Source organism: Micromonospora xinjiangensis, assembly GCF_056150165.1.
Window position 1 is genome coordinate 427,094 of record NZ_JAXCFO010000006.1, and the last position, 20,503, is coordinate 447,596.

The window sequence follows — 20,503 nt, forward strand, 5'->3', positions numbered from 1 at the left end:
CGTCCGTTGCGCCGGACGCGCGGGCGCCCGCGGTAATAGGCTCACCGCATGGTCCCCGACTCGATCGCCACGGCCCGCTGATGCCCGGCCGTACGCCCGGCACCGTGGTGCTCACCGGGGCGACGAGCGGCATCGGCGCGGCGGCGGCCGAGCGCCTCGCCGGGTCGGCGGGACGGCTGCTCGTCCACGGGCCGCAGGCGCCGTCGGCGGTACGGCCCCTGCTCGACCGGCTCCGCGCCGCCGGGCCGGCCGAGATCGTCTACGTCCGGGCGGACTTCGACCGCCTCGACGACGTCGTGGGTCTCGCCGACCGCGTGGCGGACGTCACCGACCGGGTCGACATCCTGATCAACAACGCCGGCCGCCCGGGCACGCCGCAGCGCCGGGTCAGCGAGGACGGCTTCGAGGCGACGCTGCAGACCAACTATCTCGCGGCCGTGCTGCTCACCGAGCGCCTCCTGCCCCTGGTCTCCCCGGCGGGGCGGGTGGTGCACGTCTCCTCGGCCACCCACCTCTCCGCCACGTTCGACCTGGACGACCCGCAGCTACGGCGGGGGTACGGGCCGACCGCCGCGTACGCCCGCTCGAAGCTCGCCCTGGTGGCCCACGCCGTGCGGCAGGCGCCGCACTACCGGCCGGGGATCGTGAGCGTCCACCCCGGTGTCGTGAGCACCTCGCTGCTGCACGCGATGTTCGCCGTCGGCGGGGAGCCGGCGGCGCACGGCGGCGCGAACGTGGTGGAGGCCGCCCTGCGGGCGGACGTGCCCAGCGGCGCGTACCTGGACGAGCGGCGGGTGGCCGACCCGGCGCCGCAGGTCCAGGACGCGGAGTTCCGGGAGGAGCTGCACCGGCTCACCATGTCGGTACTCGCGCCCTGGCTCGACGCGACGGGCTGACCGCCGGCACCGGAGCCGAGCGACGGAGCGCGCGCGGCCACGCGGTGGCGTTCGACGGGCTCCTACGACGAGATCGCCCGCGCCCACGGCACGGCGAGCCGTTCGAGGCCGGCCATCAGGTAGAAGAGGAACGCACCCATGAGTGCGAGCAGGGTGAGCGCGGCGAACGCGAGCGGGGTGTCGGCGGACTGGCCGGAGCTGGCGATCACCGAGCCGAGCCCGGCCTCCGGGTTGATCACCTCGCCGATGATCGCGCCGATGATGGCGAGTGAGGTCGCCACCTTCAGTCCGACGAAGATCTGCGGCAGGGCCCACGGGAGCCGTACCTTCACGAACGTCTGCCACCACGAGGCGGAGAGGGAGCGGGCGAGTTCCCCGAGGTCGTTCGGGGTCGAGGTCAGCCCGGCCATGGTCGAGACCAGGATCGGGAAGAAGCAGAGCAGCACCACCATGACGACCTTGGTCTCGTAACCGAACCCGATCCAGACCAGGAGCAGGGGCGCGAGCGCGACCTTCGGCACCGCGTTGATTCCGGCGATCATCGGGAGGGCCATCCGCTCGACGGTCCGCGACGCGGCGAGCAGGACGGCGAGGAGGAGTCCACCCACCGCCGCGATCCCGAACCCGACGGTCGCCTCCAGGAACGTCACCCAGGCCTGTTCCGCCAGGTATCCGGGGAGGCGCAGGAACGCCTCGACCACGTCCGGGGGTGCCGGCAGGAAGAAGGGGTCGATGTCGAAGGCCCAGGTGACCAGCCACCAGAGGGCGACCGCCAGTGCCGTGCCCAGGGCGGGCAGCCCGACGGCACGCCAGCGTCGCGGCGCCGGAGAAGCGTCGGTCACGGGGACCTCCGGGGGACGTCGGGTGCCGCGGCCGCGCGCCCTTCGACGCTGCGGCGGCGGGACCGCCGGGCGGCCGGCGGGTGGTGCGGCGGGGTCCCGCCGGCCGTCGCCCGGTTGGTCACGTGGTCAGGACTTCGGTACGAAGCTCGGGTCCACGACGCTCGACGGCGCCAGCCCCGGCGGGATCAGACCGGCGCGCTCCAGGGCGGCGATGGTCTGGGCCACCCGTGTCTCGTCCATGAAGCCGACGGGGGCGCCGCCTTCCGGACGGACGTGGGGACTCATCGCCTCGATCTCGCTGCGGCCCGCCGCCACCGCGTAGGTGGGCTTCACCCGGTTGAGGATCGTCGCCGCCTCCTCGGGGTGCTCGATGCTGTACGCCAGCCCCTTGAGCGCCGCCGTCGTGAACCGCCGCACCAGGTCCGGATCCTTCGCTATCAGCGACGGGGTGGTGATGATCGCGTTGCCGAACAGCTCCCGCAGGTAGTCGCTGTAGGGCAGGACCACGACCTCCTTCCGGGAGGCCGTCTCCAGAGCGCCCCGGCTGAGCAGGAAGGTGCCCAGCGCGTCGACCTTCCGGCTCGCCATGAGCCCGTTGAGGGCCGTGGCCTGGACGCCCTCGATCTTCACGGTCGCCGGGTCGAACCCGGCCAGCCGGGCGTACGCCGGGAAGAGCAGCTCGGTCACGGAGCCCGCGCCGGTCGCCATCGTCTTGCCCTGGAGGTCCTTCGGGGTGGTGATGCCGGTGTCCTTGGTGGTCATCACCGAGATCAGGGTCTGCTGGTGCACGGCGGCGACCGCCCGCCAGTCGGTGAACTCGCCCTTGCCCGCCTGGATCACCGCGCCTGTGAAGTCGAGGGCCGCGAACTGGACCTGACCGGACTTGAGCGCCGTGAGGTTCTGCTGGTTGCCGGCGCCCTCCCTGATCTCGACCTCGATGCCGGCCTCGGCGAAGTAACCCTTCTCCTTCGCCACCCAGGCGAACGCGTCCCGCCCGACCGCGCCGAACGCCGTGATGTAGGCGACCTCGTCGGTCGGCCCGTCCGGGTCACCGCCCCTGTCGTCGGCGCCGCCGCAGCCGCTCACGGCGAGAGCCGCGGCCAGCAGTGCCGCCACCAGCGGTCGGGAGCGCTTCACCATGTGGTGCCTCCTGCTCGGGGCTCGCGATGGACGGGTGCCGGCGCGTCGGCGCCGACGACGATCGGAGGGAGCGGCGCTTGCCCGTGCGCGGCGTGGCACCGATTGACGATCGTAAGTCAGTCAACCGGCCGCCGCCACCCCGGTCGGATCCGGGGGCCCGGTCGATGAGTTCTGAAGTGCGCCGTCTTCGCAGGTCAGACGCTCGTACAAAGTGGATGGTGTCGGTGTCCTTCTTGGAGGATGTGCACGAACGCCGATATGCTGCGGCGGCGCCGGCAACGCCGGCCCCCAGCCGCCCCGCGAGCCGGACCGGTTGCCACTCGGGGCCCGTCCCGCCTCGCCCCCGCCGGAGGTCCGGACCGAGCGCTCCGGCAGAGCCCACCGAGGAGCAGGATGTCCGACAGCCCCACCCCGTCGGCTCGGGCCCGCGCCCTGGTCCGCGGCGCCTACGACACGCACGTGCACGTCGCCCCCGACGTGATGCCGCGACGGATCGACGACATCGACCTCGCGCACCGCTGCGCCGAGGTCGGGCTCGCCGGCGTCGTCCTCAAGTCCCACTACGTGGCGACGGCGGAGCGGGCCGCGGTGGTCCGCAAGGTGGTGCCCGGGGTCGACGTCCTCGGGGCGATCACGCTCAACGGCGCCATGGGCGGCATCAACCCGGTCGCCGTCGAGGTCGCCGCCCGGCAGGGCGCACGGATCGTCTGGATGCCCACCGTCGACTCGGGCAACCAGCGGCGCAGCACCGCCACCGACCTGCCGGGCGCCACACCCGCGATGTGGGGGGCGTTCCAGGCCGACCTGCACAGCCAGGGCATCGTCCCGGATCCGGTCGAGGTCCTCGACGACGAGGGACGGGTCCTCGACCGGGTCCGCCGGGTGCTGCGGGTGATCGCCCGGCACGACATCACGCTGGCCACCGGCCACCTCGACGGGACCGAGATCCTCGCCGTGGTCCGGGCCGCCCGCGAGGAGGGCGTGCGCCGGATCGTCGTCACCCACCCCGAGTTCACCTCGCAGCGGCTCCCGGTGCGGCGGCAGCGCGAGCTGGCCGAGGCGGGCGCGTTGCTGGAGCGCTGCTTCACCACCCCGCACACCGGCAAGGTCTCCTGGGCCGACCTGTTCGCGACGATCCGCGCGGTCGGCGTGGCGCACTCCGTCCTCTCCAGCGACCTGGGGCAACCCTTCAACCCGCCGGTCGAGGACGGCCTGGCGCTCTTCGCCGACCGTCTGCTCGACGCCGGCTTCACCGACGAGGAGATACACGTCATGACGGTGGTCAACTCGCGCCGTCTCGCGATGCCCACCGTGCCGGTGCCGGCATGAGCGCGCGGCGGATGCTGGTCGTGGGGGCCCACTCGGCGGACTTCGTGTGGCGGGCCGCCGGGGCGATCGCCAAGCACACCGCCGCCGGTGGTGAGGCCGTCGTGCTGGCCCTCTCCTACGGGGAACGGGGCGAGTCCGGTGAGCTCTGGAAGGACCCGGCCCAGACGATCGACAACGTCAAGCGGCTGCGCCACGCCGAGGCGGAGCGCGCCGCGGCCGCGGTCGGCGCCCGGTTGGAGGCGTTCGACCTGGGCGACTACCCGCTGCGGATCCGGGACACCGACGTCGACCGGCTCGCCGACCTCATGCGGGAGTACGCCCCGCACGTGGTGCTCACGCACCCGGACCGCGACCCGTTCAACCCGGACCACCCGGCGGCGCACACCGCGGTGGCCACGGCACGGCAGCTGACCGCGGGCGCCGGGGTGTCCAGCGGCTTCCGCACGGCCCCGCCCTCGGAGTTCCTGGTCTTCGAGCCGCACCAGCCCGAGCTGTGCGGGTTCGTCCCCACCGTCTTCGTCGACATCACCGAGGTGATGGCGGCGAAGCAGGAGGCGATGGCGGCGATGCGCGCGCAGGGCTACCTGCGCGAGTACTACACACAGCGGGCCGACCAGCGGGGCAACCACGCCCGCCGCGTCTCCGGCGACGCCGCCGTCCGGCAGGCGGAGGCGTTCCAGCGGCTGGTCCCGAACGTGGTCGGCGCCCTGTGACCGGGCGGGACGCGGCCGTCGAGCCGGGCGACGTCGAGACGCTGGCCGCGGGCGGCGTCGCCACCGTCTACGAGGCGGCCGGCCGCCGTGGCCTGGTCGACGTCGACCTGGTGCGGGTCGTGCCGGGCAGCCGGGTCGCGGGCGTGGCGCGGACCGTGCTCTGCGGCCAGGACGACAACCGGGCCGTGCACGAGGCGATGACCCTGGTCCGCCCCGGCGACGTGCTCGTGGTCACCATGCCCGAACCGGCCGCGGTCGCGCTGCTCGGCGAGCTGCTGGCGACCCAGGCCAAGGTCGCCGGCGCGGCCGGCGTGCTGGTGGACGCCGCCGTGCGGGACGTCGACGAGCTGCGGGAGCTCGGGCTGCCGATCTGGGCCCGCTGGCGCCGGGCGCGGGGAGCGAGCAAGCGCGAGCGGGGCTCGCTCGACGTCCCGGTCCGGGTGGGGGGTGTGACCGTCAGCCCCGGGGACGTCGTGGTGCTCGACGCCGACGGTGCCGTGGTGGTGGCGCGGGAGGACGTGGCCGCCGTGGCCGCCGCGACGAGGGGCCGGATCGAGCGGGAGACCGGGCTGCGGGCCCGGCTGGAGGATGGCGAGTTCAGCTACGACCTGCACGGGTTGCGGGCGCAGGACGGGTCCGGCGGCTGAGGCGGGCGAGCCCGCTCGGTGCGGCCGCGGGCGGGCCCGCTCGGTGCGGCCGCGGGCGGGCCCGCTCGGTGCGGCCGCGGGCGGGCCCGCTCGGTGCGGCCGCGGGCGGGGCGGTTGCGGCCGGGGTGACCGGTTTCGCGACCTGCGGCGGGGGCGCGGGAGGTCCCTGGGTCCGCTCCCGGCCGGCGATGATCGTCGGCAGGATAGGATGGACAGCGGTGTGCCGGGAAGTCTGGTCGGCGGTCGCATCAGCCACCCCACCGGAGGAGCCCCCCGATGGCCATGCCGCCTGGCAACCGTTCCCCGCACCTGCTCAGCCGCGGCAGTTGGCCGGAGGCCCGCCGGATCGGCGACATCCTCCGCACCGAGACCGTGGGCGGCATGCTGCTGCTGGGTGCCGCCGTCCTCGCCCTCGTCCTCGCGAACTCGCCGTGGTCGGAGGTGTACCGGCGGCTCAGCCAGTTCGAGATCGGCCCGAGCGGTCTGCACCTGGACCTCACGCTGGCGCAGTGGGCCGCCGACGGCCTCCTCGCGATCTTCTTCTTCGTGGCCGGCCTGGAGCTGAAACGGGAGTTCGTCGCCGGTGACCTGCGCGAACCGCGGCGGGCCCTGCTGCCGGTCGCGGCCGCGCTCGGCGGCATGACGCTGCCCGCGCTGATCTACACGGCGTTCAACGCCGGTGCCGGTGGCGGGGCGCTCGCGGGCTGGGCGATCCCGACGGCGACGGACATCGCGTTCGCCCTCGCGGTGCTCGGTGTGATCAACACGCACCTGCCGACCGCGATGCGGACCTTCCTGCTGACCCTCGCGGTGGTCGACGACCTGCTCGCGATCGTGATCATCGCGGTGTTCTACACCGGTTCCCTGCACTTCGGGCCGCTGCTGCTGGCGCTGGCGCCGCTGGCGGTCTTCGGGCTGCTGGTGCAGCGCCGGGTGCGCTCCTGGTGGCTGCTGCTGCCGCTGGCCGCCACGACGTGGGCGCTCGTGCACGCCTCCGGGGTGCACACCACCGTCGCCGGGGTGGCGCTCGCCTTCACCGTGCCGGTGCTGCGCCGCAAGCCGGGGCCCGGCCCCGGGCTGGCGGAGCACTTCGAGCACCGGGTCCGCCCGCTGTCGGCCGGGGTCGCGGTGCCGGTGTTCGCGTTCTTCGCGGCCGGGGTGTCGATCGCCGGCGCGGGCGGCCTGGGCGCGACGCTGACCGACTCGGTAGCCCTGGGCGTGATCGTCGGGCTGGTGGCCGGCAAGGCCGTCGGGGTCTTCGGCGCCACCTGGCTGGTGCAGCGGTTCAGCCGGGCCCGGCTCGCCGAGGGCCTGGGTTGGTGGGACGTGTTCGGGCTGGCGCTGCTGGCCGGGATCGGGTTCACCGTCTCCCTGCTCATCGGTGAGCTGGCGTTCGGCGCCGGCAGCGAACGCGACGACCACACCAAGATCGGCGTACTGGTCGGCTCGCTGCTCTCGGCCCTGCTGGCCACCGTGGTGCTGCGCGTCCGCAACCGCCACTACCGCGAGATCTGCATGCTCGAGGAGCGCGACAGCGACGCCGACGGCGTGCCGGACGTCTACCAGGGGCGGGCGAGCGGCACCGACGCCGCCTCCGCCTGAACCGGGTGGCCCGCCGACCGCCGCCGGTCACGTGGTCAGCAGCACACCCGCGTACGACAGGCCGGCGACGACCGCCCACGCGCTCAGCCCGAGGGCCGCCGCCCGGCCACCCGTGCGGGCCAGCGTGGGCAGGTGCACCGCCGTGCCGAGCCCGAACAGCGCCACGGAGAGCAGGATCTCCTGCGTGAGGGCCGCGCCGTCGAGCACACCCGCGGGGAGCCACCCGGTGCTGCGCAGCGCGATCATGGCCAGGAAGCCGAGGACGAACAGCGGCATCAGGGCGGGCTTCCCCGCCCGCGGGCTCTCCGTGCCGTCGGCGGGCACCGCCCGGCGGCGCAGCCCCAGCACCACCACGGCGACCAGCGGAGCGAGCAGCGCCACCCGCATGAGCTTCACGAGGACGGCGTCGCCGAGCGCCGCCGCGCCGGCGGTCTGCGCGGTGGCCACGACCTGCCCCACATCGTGCACGCTGGCCCCGACCCAGCGCCCGAACTGGGCGTCGTCGAGCCCGAGCGGCTGGTGCAGCAGCGGCAGCACACCGATGGCGAGCGTGCCACAGAGCGTCACGAGGGCGACCGAGGCCGCGGCGTCCTCCTCGTCGCTGCGGGTGGCCGCGCTGACCGCGCCGATCGCCGAGGCGCCGCAGATGGCGTAGCCGGCGGCGATCAGCAGCGGCTGGTCACCGGGCAGGCCGATGCGACGGCCCAGCCACCAGGTGCCGAGGAACGTCGCGGCCACGACCGCGACCACCATGAGCAGGCTCGGCCAGCCGAGTTCGCGGACGTCCTGCACGCTCAGCTTGAGCCCGAGCAGCACGACGCCGACCCGCATGAGCCGCTTGCCCGCGAGGCTCAGCCCGGGCCGGGCCACGCCGCGCACCCGGTGGCGCAGAGCCGGGAGGTGCGCGGCGGCGATGCCCAGCACCACCGCCGCGGTGAGCGCCGGCACGGCGGGCAGCAGCCAGTGCACCGCCCAGGCGGCGGCGGCTCCGACGGCCGCGGTGATCAGCCCGGGCAGGACGCCCCCGCCGGGGAAGCGTCGCGCGGCCGGCACGCCGCCCCCGCGGGTCGCGCGACCGGCGGCGGTACGCGTGACCGTCACCGGCCCGGCCGCGCTGGTCAGTGCCATGCCGGCACCCGCGTCCCGGTCACTGCTCGTCGGTGCGGTGGTCGTACACCCGGCGGACGCTCGACCCGAGCCGGGAGATGTCCGCGCCGTAGATGTGCAGGGAGATGGCCGTGCCGCTCCCGCCGTTCCAGACCCGGTGGATGTCACCGGGCGGGGCGAAGCCGCACACCTCACCCTGCCGGTTCACGACGTCCTGGGTGGCGACGAGTCGGGCGGTGGCGCCGTCGGAGACCAGCCGGTACCGCCGCTCGTGCTCCTCGCCCTGGTGCACCCCCGTGACACACCAGGCGACGTGGTCGTGGATGGCGGTCCGCTGGCCGGGCAGCCAGACCAGGGCGACGATCGAGAAGCCACCGTCGCGCTCCGCGTGCAGGACGTGCTGGCGGTAGTGGTCCGCGTCACCCTCGCGCTGCTCCGGCGTGAGCAGGTCGGCCGCACCCAGGTGCGGGGCGAGCCGCTCCCCCACGAGGTACGCCGTCAGGTCGGGCGGCAGGCCCCGGTCGACCACGTCCCGTACCTCCTCGACCAGCCTGGCGAGGCGGGCGGTGGTGGCGACGGGTGCGCTGGTCGGAGTGGTCATGACGCCCAGCCTGACCGCTGGCACCCATCACGTCCAACTACAGTTTCTTGGCTGATCATAAGGGGCGCTTATGAATCGGGCTCGCGCCGCCTCAGGCCGAGGGGTCGGCCCGGCGCCCGGCCACCGTCGCCAACGCGTCCAGCAGCCGGGCGGTCGCGGGGATGCGCAGGTGCTCGCGCAGGACGTACGCCGACACCTGACGTCGCGAGGCCGGCGCCAACCGGCGCCCGCGGACCTTGTCCCGGCGGAGGAAGGAGAGGGTGAGCCCGGGCATCATGGCGACGCCGAGGCCCTGCGCGACGAGCGACTGGACGGCGAGGTTGTCGTCGGTGGTGAAGACGATGTCGGGCGTGAACCCGAGCTGGGCGCACTCGTGCAGGAAGTTCGTCCGGCAGCGCAGGCAGCCCGCGATCCAGCGCTCCTGCGCGAGGTCGCCGAGCTGGACCGCCCGGCGCCGGGCCATCGGATGCCCGACCGGCAGCAGGACGGTGAGCTCGTCCTCCAGCAGCGGGATCTCCACCAGCTCCTCCGGCACCTCCTCGCGCAGGCCCGGATAGGTGAACGCCAGCGTCACATCGCTCTCGCCCTGCACCACCCGGCGCAGCGAGTCGGGCGGCTCGTCCTCGAGCAGCTCCACCCGGATGCCGGGGTGCTCGACGGCGAGCAGCGCCATCGCCTCGGGCACCAGCGTGGCGTTGGCGCTCGGGAACCCGCACACCCGCACCCGGCCCGTCCGCAACCGCGCGATCGCCGCCATCTGCTCGCGGGCGACCGACATGCTGCCGAGGATGGTCTCCGTGTGCCGGGCCAGGGTCTCCCCCGCCTCGGTGAGCCGCAGCCGCCGCCCCACCCTGGTGAACAGCGGGGTGCCGACCTCGCGCTCCAGTGCCTTCATCTGCTGGGTGATGGCCGGCTGGGTGTAGCCCAGGGCCTGGGCCGCCGCCGAGTACGACCGCGACCGCACCACCTCGTGGAACGTCCGGATGTGCCGCGCGTCGAACACGGTCGGATCATAGGTCGGTCGCCCGGACCGCGCCCACGTCCCGTGAGCCGCCCCACCCGCGCCCGAGGGCCGGTCCGGGGGGTCGCGGCCCCGGCCCGGCCCCACCGGGCGCCTACCGCAGCCCGAACGCCCGCACCACGGTCTGGGTGACGCTGTTGCCCACGGTGTCCCGGGCGGTGACCCGGATCGAGGCGAAATCGGCCGACTTCGGGGCGGACAGGTCGACCCGCCAGCCGGCGTCGCCCTCCCTCGGCCGCGTCGCACGCCGCCAGGTCCGGCCGTCGTCGTAAGACAGCTCCACCGCGACGGTCCGGACCGCGCCCGCGTGCCACGCCCCGGCGAGGTGCCCGGCCGACACGGTCAGCGCGGCGTTGCGCTTCGCCCGGCCCGCCGGGTCGGTCACCACGGCGTAGTCGAGCTGGATCAGCGGAACCTGCCGCACCGAATCGGGGTCGGCGTCGGGGAACGGGACGCCCCAGTCGGTCACGGTCCGGGTCGAGTACGGCGAGATGCCCTCCTGGGTCGCCTCGGTGACCAGCCGCACCGGTTCACCCGGCTCGACCGACGCCCCGAACCCGCCGCCGGGGGTCGAGGCGACGAGCTCGCCGCCCTGGTAGACGCTGGTCGTCTGGGCGATCTCGGCGCCCCAGGTCATGCCGTGGTGGTGCGGCTCGGCGTCACCCCAGCTCGGCAGCCCGTACGCGGCCAGCTCGGTGCCGACCAGCACCGGCGCGCCGGAGGACAGGAGCGACCGGTGCGGCACCCGGGGCCGGCCCACCGGCGCGAACCAGCTCTGCTCGGTGTGGCGCCCGGCCGGGTAGGAGACGGGTGTGGAGGTCAGCACCAGCGGGAAGAGGTTGGCCATCTCGAGCCACTCGTTGCCCGCGTCGGCGGAGAGCCAGTCGGTCCGCCGGCCCTGCGCGGGGAACGGCACCGGGGCACCGCTCAGCGCGCTCTGCGGCTCGTCGGGCGAGACGGTGTAGCGCGACCACGTGCCGCCACCGGGGGTCGGGTTGCGGAACGACACGTCGACGCGGGCCAGGTCGCGGCCGCGCGGGCGGTAGGTGAGGTCCGCCGGGACCGCACCGGGGTGCCGGTCGACCAGGTCGTAGAGGTAGTCGGGGGTGGGGTGCCCCTCGACGGTGAGGCGGGTGTCGCCGCGCCGGATCCGCCCGATCAGCTCCTCGCCCTGGTCGCGGCCGAGCGAGGCGACCGGCAGCGGGGTCTTCGGGTCCGGCACCTCCGCCCAGGCGTCCAGCCGTCCGAGCCCGTCGTTGACGATCAGCAGCAGTCGGGCGCCGGCCCTGGCCGCCGCGTCGGCCTGGGCCAGCACGGTGGCGGTGTCGGTGTGCCGGACCACGACGACCTTGCCGTGCACCCGGGCGCGGCTGACGTCGGCCGCCGCGCCGCCCTCGACGACGACGGCGTCGAGGGTGTGCCGCCCCTGCGGACCGATGGCAGAGCCGCTCTGGATCCGCAGGTCGTCGTAGTCGCCGTCCCGGCCCCGCAGGGTCAGCGGCGGTTGGATCAGCGACCACCGGAACGCGAGCGTGAAGGAGCCCTGCTCGACGCTCCTGCCGGTGGGGGTGGCCCAGAGGCTGTCGTAGCGTGCGTCGAGGACGTAGTAGTCGGACAGCCGGTACCGCTGCGGGTAGGAGCGGAAGTAGTGGACGCCGAGCCCGGCGAGGCTGGTCCGCTCCGGGGTGACGGCGCTGACCGGGCGCAGGGCCCCGGCGTCCAGCGTGACGCCGCGGTCCGCGTCGGCGACGACGATCTCGGGGGCCGCCAAGGCCGCCCGGCCGACCGAGTGCGGGCCGTGCACGCCCGGCACGTCGGCGTACATGAGGACGCTGTAGGTGCCGGGCCGCACCCGCAGGTCGAGCCGGCCGCTGTCGTCGACCTCGTAGAACTCCGGAACGCGGTCCCGGGTGATGTCCTTGAGCAGGAGCTGACCGGCGAGCCCGGTGCCGTCCCGTTCCTTCGTGGTGATGCGCAGCCCGACGCGCTGCCCCTGCTTGTCGACCCCCACGAGGGTGCGCAGCGGGGCCGCGCCGGCACCACTCGCGACCACGGTGGCGTACGCGTAGCTCTCCTCGGCGATCCGGTCCAGGTCGACGTGCACGGTGACCGTGCTGGTGCCGCCCGCCGGCACGGTCACCTGATCCGCGGCGAGGGTGAAGAGCCCAGCCGGCGCATGGGGCGCCTCGACGGTCAGGGCGAGGGTGACCGGGGTCGCGCCGGTGTTGGTGTAGGTGACCGTCCGGTCGACCCGCGCGTCCGCGGGGTACGGCCAGCGGACTCCCGTGAAGTCGCTGCCGGTGGCGACGACGGTCGCCGCGACGGCCGCCGCGACGTCGACCCGCCCGGTGCCGGCCCAGTACGCGTCGTACTGGCGGGTGACCCGGCTGGTGCTCATGAGGGCGTCCTTGAGCTGCCGCCCGGTCCAGGTCGGGTGGGCGGCGGCCAGCAGCGCGGCAGCGCCGGCGACGTGCGGGGTGGCCATCGAGGTGCCGCTCATGGTGAGGTACGGCCCCTCGCCGTCGGCCGCGTACCGCGACCGGGCGGCGAGCACGTCGACCCCGGGGGCGGTGATGTCGGGCTTCAGGGCGTTGTCGCCCGTACGCGGGCCGCGGCTGGAGAAGACGGCGAGCCGGTCGAGGTTGTCCACCGCCCCGACGGTGAGGGCGGCGTCGGCGCTGCCCGGCGCGCCCACGGTCTGCATGTCCGGCCCGGAGTTGCCGGCGGCGATGGTGAACAGGGCGCCGGTCTCGGCGCTGAGCTGGTTGACCGACCGGCTCAGCAGGTCGGTGCCGTCGCTGGGGGCGCCGCCGAGGCTCATGCTGATGACCTTGGCGTCGGCCTCCCGGGCGGCCCACTCCATGCCGCTGAGGATCCAGGAGTCCTGGCCCTCGCCGGCGTCGTCGAGGACCTTGCCCACGTGCAGCCGCACGCCGGGCGCGACGCCCCGCTCGGTGCCCCCGGACGCCGCGCCGGTGCCGGCGATCGTCGAGGCGACGTGGGTGCCGTGTCCGTTGCGGTCGGTGACCTCCTGGCCGGGGACGAAGCTGCGGGCCTCGGCGACCTGGCCGACCAGATCGGGGTGGTCCGCGTCGACGCCGGTGTCCAGCACGGCGACCGGTACGCCGGCTCCCGTGTTCCCGCCGGCCCACGCCCGCGGCGCCCCGATCTGCGCCGTGGTGTCCGCCAGCGCGGCGCGCACCTTGCCGTCCAACCACACCTTCGTCACGCCGCCGGTGAACCGGGGCGGTCCGCCGGGGCTCCGGTCCACGCCCGGCGCCCCGGCGGACGCTCCGGTGAGGACGCTCCAGAACCGGCTCGCCTGGCTGCGCTCCTCCTCGACCGCCGCGGCCTGCACGCTGGGTAGGTCGCGCACGCGTACGGCACCGGCGGGCGCCGCGGTGGCCCGCGCCGTCCCGTCGCCGTAGCCGAGGATGAGTGGCAGCCGGTCCCGGTGCCCGTCGTCGTAGCCGTCCTCGATCAACCGGGTGACGTTGAAGAGCCGCTGGTCCAGCAGCCCGGCCGCCACGTAGCGTGCGACGGAGTCGGGGTAGACGTAGGTGTCCGCGCCGTAGGTGACGATCCGGGCGCCGACCGGCTGGCCGCCCGGTCCCCGTACGTCGGTGGCGACACCGCCGGGAGTGGCGGTGACGGTGACCTTGTCGCCGTTGACCAGGGTGACCGTGTGCGATGCGCGGTCCGGGGTGGCGTCCCGCGTGACGCCCGCCGCCGGGCGGCCGGTCGCCTGGGCCGCGGAGGCCGGTGCGGCGGCGCCCAGCGCGAGACTGACGACGACACCGAGGACCAGCCCGGGTCGGCGGAGGGGGCGGAGGGTCAAGGAAGGTCTCCGTTCGAGGGGGAGCATCGCGCAGCATGATCGCAATCGATCGGCACCGACGCGAGGCCTTCGCCTGACCGGTTCATGCCGCCTGGGCAGAACATGCCATCCGCCGAGCGGCGCCCCGGTGAGGCGTCGCCGGGTGCGACCGGTCACCGGAACCCGCGCGCACAACATCTATAGACGTAACTGCCAACGGCGCGCTGTCCGCTGTGCGGACAGCAGTCCATACACGAGCCGGGTAGCCGGGAGGCGGACGCGCGTGGAACGGCGTCGCAGCGGGCGACGTGGGCGGTGATCCCGCTGGAATGCCTGCCGGAGTGGGGGCGGGTGCTGGCCACCGGGGTGATCGAACGCGTCTCGGCAGCGCGCACCGTGGACCGGACACCACCGAACGGATCCCGCCGTCAGGCCCTCGCCAGTCGGCGACCGCCCCGGCGCCGGACCTCCCGCGACGCCCGCTCCGGCTCGGGGTGGCACCTCGCGCCACCTCGGACTCGGGCGCGAGTCGACGCTGTGTCCGCACAGTGGACAGAGGGCGATTCCACGCGCCAGCGGCGCCGAGAGATGACCTCTTGACAGCCTCCGGGGCAGGCCGCATCGTTACGCCAACGTTTCGATGCCCGGCAGACGGACACTAGTCCGGACATCGCGGCGTGAGTCGGCTCCCGTCACCACCCCGTACCGCAGCGACCGCCGGGCGACCACCCCCGGGGAGGCCGCGACCGGTCCCTCCGGCCGGCGGCCCTCCCCCGCCGCACCGGCGGCGCCCACCCCACCCCCACCGCGGGACGGCGTGCAGTCGCCGTCACCGAAGGGAGACTCAGATGACCGAGACCCTGAAGGAACCGGCCGAACCCTCGGCCACCGGTCCCACCACCGAGCTGACGCGGGCGTCGGTCGCCGTCGGCTTCGCGGTGCTGTGCGCCTCGTACATGCTCAACGCGATGGACCGGCAGGTCTTCTACCCCCTGCTGCCCGAGATCCGCGCCGAGTTCGGGTTCTCGCTCGACCAGGGCGGCCTGCTGGCGACCGGCTTCACGCTCGGGCTCGCCCTGGCCGGGCTGGGCGCGGGCTACCTGGTCGACCGGATCTCCCGCAAGACCATCATCCTGGTCAGCGTCCTGGTGTACTCGCTCGGCACCCTGGCGATCCCGCTCGCGTCCGGCTTCGTCGACATGAGCGCGTACCGCCTGCTCTCCGGCATCGGCGAGGGCGTGCAGGCCACGGCGCTCTACGCCGTCATCGGCGCGTTCTTCTTCCACCGCCGGGCGGTCGCCGCCGGCGTGGTGGGCGTCGCCTTCGGCGCCGGCATCTTCCTCGGCCCGCTGGTCGGGCAGCGGCTCGCCAGTACGTGGGACACCTGGCGGGCGCCGTTCTTCGTCTTCGCCGCGGCCGGCCTCGTCATGTGCCTGCTCATCGCGGCGACGGTCAACCGGCGGATGACCGAGTCCGTGACCGGCGGCCGGGTCCAGACCGCAGCGGGCTTCGACCACGTGCCGGCCAGCCCGTACAACCGCAACACGCTGGGGCTCGGCATCGCCTGCGCGGTGTCCGGGCTGGTCTTCTACGGCTTCCTCGGCCTCTACCCCACGTTCCTGCGCGAGGAGCTCGGGTTCAGCGCGGGCCAGGCCGCCCTGGCCGTCTCGTTCTCCGGCTTCGGCGCCATGATGGCGCTGCCGGCGGGCTGGTTGGGTGACCGGGTCAGCCAGCGCAACCTGCTCGCCGCCGCCTTCGTCGCCACCGCCGTGACGGCGTACTTCACCTACCAGGTCGCGACGTCGGCGCCGGCGCAGTACGCGCTCGCCTTCCTCATGGGCACCTTCGCCAGCGGCTTCCTCTTCACCAACTGCACCACGGCCATGCAGCGGGCGGTACGCCCCGAGCACGTCGGCCGGGGTGCCGGGCTCTTCATGCTCTTCTACTACGTGGCGGCGGCGTTCTCCGGGCTGCTCTTCGCCCGGCTGGTGGACGGGCTCGGCTGGGGCGGCGCCGGGCTCTGGCAGCTGACGATCCTGCCGGTCGTCGGCGTCCTCGGCCTCGCGCTGGTCGACACGTCCCGGATGGTCGTCCCCGGGCGAGCCGCGCCGCGGTGACGCGTCGGGCGGCCACGGGCGTCGCGACGACCGGCCGGATCTCGGGCCGTCCGCGTTCGCCGCGGTCCACGGTCTCGTCCGTCCGGGTGCGAGGCCCGTCGTCGATCGCGTCGGCGACGGGCCGGACACCCGGACGGGTTCGCGCCGCGGTCAGGCCGGGTCGGGGGTGAGCAGGCCGCGTAGCAGGCTTCGCAGGGCCCGGTCGAACAGGTCCGTCGGCGGCGGCGCGGCCGGCGGTTGGCTGAACGCCGCCACCAGATGGGGGTACGGCGTCAGGTCGAGGCCGGCGAACGGCACCTCGTCGCCGGCCGTCCGCTGGCGCGCGAACAGGATGGCGAGCCCGTTCATCATGGCGATCGCCTCGAACTTGGCGGCCGGCGCCGCCGGGACCCCCGCCATCACCTTCAGGCACGCGTCGAAGTACGCCAGCGTCTCCGGGCCGATGGCCGACGCGCGCTGGCTCAGCTCGAAGAGCCAGGGATGACGCTCGTGCGCCGCCCGCTGGGCGCGGGCCATCCGCAGGAGCACCTCCAGCCAGTCGCCGTCCGGCGGCGGGTACGGACGCAGCTCACCCGCCACCCGGTCGGCCATCAGGTCGAGCAGGTCGTCCCGGGAGGACAGGTAGCGGTAAAGCGAGGCCGCGCCCGTCTCCAGTCGCGTCGCGACCGCCCGCATCGACACCGCCGCCAGCCCGTCCGCGTCCGCGATGGCGATCGCGGCGGTCACGATGTCGTCGCGGGTGTGCGCGGGCGCCGGTCCCCGCGTCCCGCGCTCGGGCCGCTGCCAGATCGGCTCCCGCCGGGCCCGGCCGGACCTCGGGGCTGCGTCGTTCACCGGTCCACCCTAGATGGCGGACGTGGTCCAGGTAGCGGCCCGTGCGGCGACGCACCGCCGGAGGGAGCGTGCTCCCTCCGGCGGTGTCCCCGTCAGTCGACGAACCGGAAGTAGGCCCGGTACTGGAAGCCGTCGTCCAGCGTGAGGACGAACTCACGGCAGGTGCCCGCCCAGGCCGGGTCGGTCTTCCACGGGTAGTTGTACCGCCCCTGGGCGTTGACCGACATCCGCGATCCGCCGGGGTTCACCGCCGCGACCGGCAGGGGGCGCGGCGTGACCGCGCCGTCGGGGCCGACCGTCTGGAGCGTGTCACAGTCCACCAGCCGCGAGTAGGGCGAGCCGCTGGCGAGGATGTCCAGGCCGCGGTTGCCGGCCAGGGTGAACTTCATCGGTACGGCGCTACCGGCGGTGACCGTGTTGAGGGCCGGCTGCGCGGCGCGGCCGGTGAAGTCGGCCCGGCACGACGGGTGCGTGTCGAACGCCTCGCTGTTGTCGTCCCGGTTCGTGGTGCCCTGGACGGCGCTGTAGCCGAGCCCGCGGCGGGCGAACGACGCCCAGAGGGTGCAGGCGTTCTCGCCACCGGTGAGCGCCGCGTCCGCCGCGATGATGGCGTTGCGGCCGGTCACGAAGCCGGGGCCGCACCCCTGCATCTTCAACCCGTCGATGACGAGTTGCAGGGCCAGGTTGTTGCCGCCGGTGTTCCACGCCTCGTAGACGTTGGGGTTGAACCCGTGCCGCTCCACGAGGTCCCAGGTCATGTCCCACAGCATGGCGGCCCAGCCGTGGCCGATGCCGTGCGGCGCGGCCAGGGAGGTGCCGTCCAGCCAGCCGCCGGTCTTGATGCTGTCGTAGGTGAACGGCTGGATCTCCATGTTCCGCGAGTACGGCCGCGGCCGGATCCCGCCGCCCACCCGGCTGTCCTGGAAGAGCGCGTACTGGCCGTACCCGCGCGCCTGCTCCGGGTCGTCGATGGCCGGGTTGAGCAGCGAGACGATCGCCAGGAAATCGCTCCAGCCCTCGCCCATCTGCTCCTGCCCGGTGAGGCAGTTGACCGTCGGGCCACCGGTGAGCCGGTTCGAGACGCCGTGCCCGTACTCGTGGAAGATCGTCTCCGAGCGGAACGAGGCGTCCCGCATCGCCGGTCGGGTGAGGTTGCGGTGCACCCGGCCCGTGGCCGGCAGGCCCGCCTTGATATCGGCGCCGTCGGCCTGGCTCACCATGACGGCGGGAATGCCGACCGCCGGGTTCATGGAGCCGCTCATCACGACCGGGGCGCCTGCCACGTTGTTGACCACCACGACCGCGGTGGCGCCCGCCGCCTCGGCGTTGACCACCTGGGTGTGGTAGTTGCAGGCGCTGCTCCGGTCGACCACCGCGATCGCGTCGCCCGGCAGGCGGTAGGGGGTGCAGCCGTCGCCGGTGGTCCCGACGCCGTCGTCGACCGGCACCATCGGCCCGGCGAAGCCGGCGCTGGTGGGGGCGGGGGTGAAGCGTGCGTACTCCGCCTCGTACGTGCCGGCGGCGGAGCCCGCGTCGACCGTCACCGCGTTCGGCAGACCGAACTGGTTGCCCGGCCACAGGAACATCTGCATCCGGGGACGGCCACCGTCCATCGCCGGCGTGGAGAAGTTGGCGTTGTTCTGGCCGGAGCCGTCGTGCGCCTCGCACTGCACGTCGTCGCCGCCGTTGCCGCCGCGCCCGTAGTTGTTGACCTGGAAGTTGCCGGACGCCTCGTCGAAGCCGTAGCGGTAGGTCAGGTCGTGGACGATGTTGCACCAGTAGAACTGGTTCACGACGGCGGCCTGGCGGTACGTCTGCGGGTGCTCGTTCAGGTCGGCGGGGAAGTTGAAGCTGAGGCCCGCACCCCCGTCGGCCGGGCTGCCGGGGTCGATCTGGTTGTTGGCGTCCCGGTCGGTGTACGCGTGCGCGTTGTTGCCCTGGGTCGTCGTGTGCTCGGCGCCCGGGACGCCGTCGGTGTCGTGCCAGCCGTACGGTGAGGCAGTGCCGTCCGCCGGGTTGGTCACGAGGCTGCGCGGGCCATCGTTCGGGTCGCCCTTGGGGAACTCGAAGACGGTGTAGCTCGATCCGTCCTCGACAGGGTCGGGCGGAGTGACCTTCGGGGCCGCGATGGTCGTGGTGGCGACGGCCGGTGCGGCCGGGGATTCCCGGCGGCCCAGCGTGCTCGCGAGGTCGTCCGGGCTGTCCTGGTGGGTCCAGTCGTCGGCGGCGAGCAGCGCGCCGGTCTCGGCATCGACGGTGGCGTTCCAGAGGTGGACGTCGGAGGAGTCGTCGATCACCAGTTGCCAGGCGAGCCGCAGCCCCTTGGCGGTGGGTTGCCAGCCGAGCTTCGCGGGGATGGGCTGGTCGGAGATGCCGCTGCCGGAGACGACGCTGCTGCGGGCCGGGCCGGCGCCGCGGCTCATCACCCGCGGGTTGGCCGGTTCGGCGAGGTCGAGGGCGTCGGCGGCCGCCTCGACGGCGTCGACGGGATCGAGGGTGGCCGCCCCGGCGGCCTTGTCGGACAGGTCGGCGACGAGGGTGTCACCGACGAACACGACGCTCCCGTCGCGCGCGATGTTGACGGTCGCGGTCGCGCCGAAGACCTCCAGGTCCTTGTGGCGCTGGCTCAGGTTGACGTGGGTCACGCCACTGTGGCGGCTGGTGTAGCTGGACGCCACCGCCAGGTCGGTGAGGTCCGCCGCCCGGACACCGTGGTCGCCCGGGTGCGCCCGCAGGTAGTCGACCGCGATCTGGTTCGGCGCGCCCTCGTTCGGGCCGGTCAGGAAGATCGGGTTGGGTGGGCCGGCACCGGCCGGCTCGGCCCGGGCGGGGTCCACGGCGAGTGGGGCCAGGGACGCGACGAGGGCCGTCGACAGCAGCAAAGCGCCGTTGCGTCGGCTGCGGGACGGACGGGGAGATCGGAGCACCGCCTGCTCCCTTCGGGAGGTTGGAGAGACCGCGTGACGCCTCACGACCGCCGCCGCGGTCCACCGCGCGGGTGCGCGGCGCCCGACCGTCCATGACGGTCAGCAGTCAGGCCGGTACGGGGCGAAGTGCATCGACGCTACGGGGCGGTCGCCCGGCCGTTCATCCGACGAGTGGCGAAAGATTGTCGTGGATGCCTCCTACGCCTGTCGCGCGGCGTCCCGAGCTGCCCGGCGGGTTCGGGCCTCGGCCACCCGGTCGGCGTGCCGGTAGGCGAGAGGCGGTCGGGACGCGCGGCTGGGCCGGCGGGTGAGGGCCGGGCGGAGGGAGCCGGTCAAACTCACGTGACGACGGGGCTGCGGCGCTCCAGCAGGACGACGTCCCGCCAGCGACCGTGGTGCCGCCCGACCCGTTCGCGTACGCCGATCACCCGGAAGCCGGCCCGCTCGTGCAGGGCGAGGCTCGCGGTGTTCTCCGGGAAGACGCCGGACTGGATGGTCCAGACGCCGGCCGCCTCGGTCGACGCGATGAGGGCCGCCAGGAGCCGGCGGGCGATCCCGCGCCCCTGGGCGGCCGGATCGACGTAGATCGAGTGCTCGACGACCCCGGCGTAGACGGCCCGGGTCGAGGTCGGGGAGACCGCCACCCACCCCATGACGGTCCCGTCGCCGTCCTCCGCCACGAAGCGGTGGTCGGCCAGCCTGCCGGCGTCGAAGGCGGCCCAGGTCGGCGCCACGGTCTCGAAGCTGGCGTCGCCGCCGTCGAGACCGGCCTGGTAGATCGCCAACACCCGGTCGGCGTCCCGCGCGGTCATCGGTCGGATGGTGAGGTCGGCCATCCGCGACTCCATTCCGGTGCCTGGGCGCGTGTCCAGCAGAGACTCGCACATCGATGAGACGGATGTCAGCCGGG

The 20,503-nt window shown here is 74.2% G+C and carries 15 protein-coding genes; 6 read left to right on the plus strand and 9 right to left on the minus strand.

The features are described from left to right. The first annotated feature begins 80 nt into the window (after positions 1–80). The gene (locus SM573_RS23415; protein ID WP_474610714.1) at positions 81–896 is read left to right on the plus strand and encodes an SDR family NAD(P)-dependent oxidoreductase; all 816 of its coding nucleotides are present in this window, start codon (positions 81–83) and stop codon (positions 894–896) included. A gap of 62 nt (positions 897–958) precedes the next feature. Here the strand turns inward: SM573_RS23415 and SM573_RS23420 are convergent, their stop codons facing one another. Beyond that, positions 959–1,738 carry an ABC transporter permease gene (locus SM573_RS23420; RefSeq protein WP_474617070.1) on the minus strand — a complete coding sequence of 260 codons (780 nt, stop codon included), beginning with the start codon at positions 1,736–1,738 and terminating at the stop codon, positions 959–961. 126 nt (positions 1,739–1,864) lie between these two features. Beyond that, positions 1,865–2,878: an ABC transporter substrate-binding protein gene (locus tag SM573_RS23425; protein ID WP_474610716.1), complete on the minus strand. Its 1,014-nt coding sequence runs from the start codon at positions 2,876–2,878 to the stop codon at positions 1,865–1,867. A 393-nt stretch (positions 2,879–3,271) separates the two neighbouring features. Here SM573_RS23425 and SM573_RS23430 point away from each other — a divergent pair, with 393 nt between their 5' ends. The 4 genes from SM573_RS23430 (at position 3,272) to nhaA (ending at position 7,169) form a co-directional block, all read left to right on the plus strand. Then, positions 3,272–4,207 (plus strand): DUF6282 family protein, encoded by a 936-nt coding sequence (locus SM573_RS23430; protein WP_474610717.1) that lies wholly within the window; start codon positions 3,272–3,274, stop codon positions 4,205–4,207. Further along, positions 4,204–4,920 (plus strand): PIG-L deacetylase family protein, encoded by a 717-nt coding sequence (locus SM573_RS23435; RefSeq protein ID WP_474617071.1) that lies wholly within the window; start codon positions 4,204–4,206, stop codon positions 4,918–4,920. Before SM573_RS23430 ends, SM573_RS23435 begins: the two co-directional genes overlap by 4 nt. Next, positions 4,917–5,567, plus strand: coding sequence for an RraA family protein (locus SM573_RS23440; protein ID WP_474617072.1), 651 nt, complete (start codon positions 4,917–4,919; stop codon positions 5,565–5,567). Before SM573_RS23435 ends, SM573_RS23440 begins: the two co-directional genes overlap by 4 nt. Positions 5,568–5,843: 276 nt before the next feature. Further along, a complete protein-coding gene (gene nhaA, locus SM573_RS23445) occupies positions 5,844–7,169 on the plus strand; it encodes a Na+/H+ antiporter NhaA (protein WP_474617073.1) in 1,326 nt (441 codons plus the stop codon). Between the two features lie 27 nt (positions 7,170–7,196). Here the strand turns inward: nhaA and SM573_RS23450 are convergent, their stop codons facing one another. The 4 genes from SM573_RS23450 to SM573_RS23465 form a co-directional block, all read right to left on the minus strand. Continuing rightward, positions 7,197–8,297 (minus strand): YeiH family protein, encoded by a 1,101-nt coding sequence (locus tag SM573_RS23450; protein WP_474610721.1) that lies wholly within the window; start codon positions 8,295–8,297, stop codon positions 7,197–7,199. Between the two features lie 19 nt (positions 8,298–8,316). Continuing rightward, on the minus strand, positions 8,317–8,877 hold the full coding sequence (locus SM573_RS23455) for a cysteine dioxygenase family protein (RefSeq protein ID WP_474610722.1): 561 nt from the start codon (positions 8,875–8,877) through the stop codon (positions 8,317–8,319). A 91-nt stretch (positions 8,878–8,968) separates the two neighbouring features. Continuing rightward, positions 8,969–9,880 carry a LysR family transcriptional regulator gene (locus SM573_RS23460; protein WP_474610723.1) on the minus strand — a complete coding sequence of 304 codons (912 nt, stop codon included), beginning with the start codon at positions 9,878–9,880 and terminating at the stop codon, positions 8,969–8,971. 112 nt (positions 9,881–9,992) lie between these two features. After that, a complete protein-coding gene (locus SM573_RS23465; RefSeq protein WP_474617074.1) occupies positions 9,993–13,736 on the minus strand; it encodes a S8 family serine peptidase in 3,744 nt (1,247 codons plus the stop codon). A gap of 827 nt (positions 13,737–14,563) precedes the next feature. Here SM573_RS23465 and SM573_RS23470 point away from each other — a divergent pair. After that, positions 14,564–15,832 (plus strand): MFS transporter, encoded by a 1,269-nt coding sequence (locus SM573_RS23470; protein ID WP_474610725.1) that lies wholly within the window; start codon positions 14,564–14,566, stop codon positions 15,830–15,832. A 150-nt stretch (positions 15,833–15,982) separates the two neighbouring features. On the opposite strand, the gene SM573_RS23475 is transcribed toward SM573_RS23470, so the two are convergent. From SM573_RS23475 to SM573_RS23485, 3 genes are all read right to left on the minus strand, one after another. Next, positions 15,983–16,666 (minus strand): TetR/AcrR family transcriptional regulator, encoded by a 684-nt coding sequence (locus SM573_RS23475; protein WP_474610726.1) that lies wholly within the window; start codon positions 16,664–16,666, stop codon positions 15,983–15,985. A 92-nt stretch (positions 16,667–16,758) separates the two neighbouring features. Continuing rightward, on the minus strand, positions 16,759–19,593 hold the full coding sequence (locus tag SM573_RS23480; RefSeq protein ID WP_474617075.1) for a M36 family metallopeptidase: 2,835 nt from the start codon (positions 19,591–19,593) through the stop codon (positions 16,759–16,761). Between the two features lie 338 nt (positions 19,594–19,931). After that, on the minus strand, positions 19,932–20,429 hold the full coding sequence (locus SM573_RS23485; protein WP_474610728.1) for an N-acetyltransferase family protein: 498 nt from the start codon (positions 20,427–20,429) through the stop codon (positions 19,932–19,934). Between the last annotated feature and the right edge of the window lie 74 nt (positions 20,430–20,503).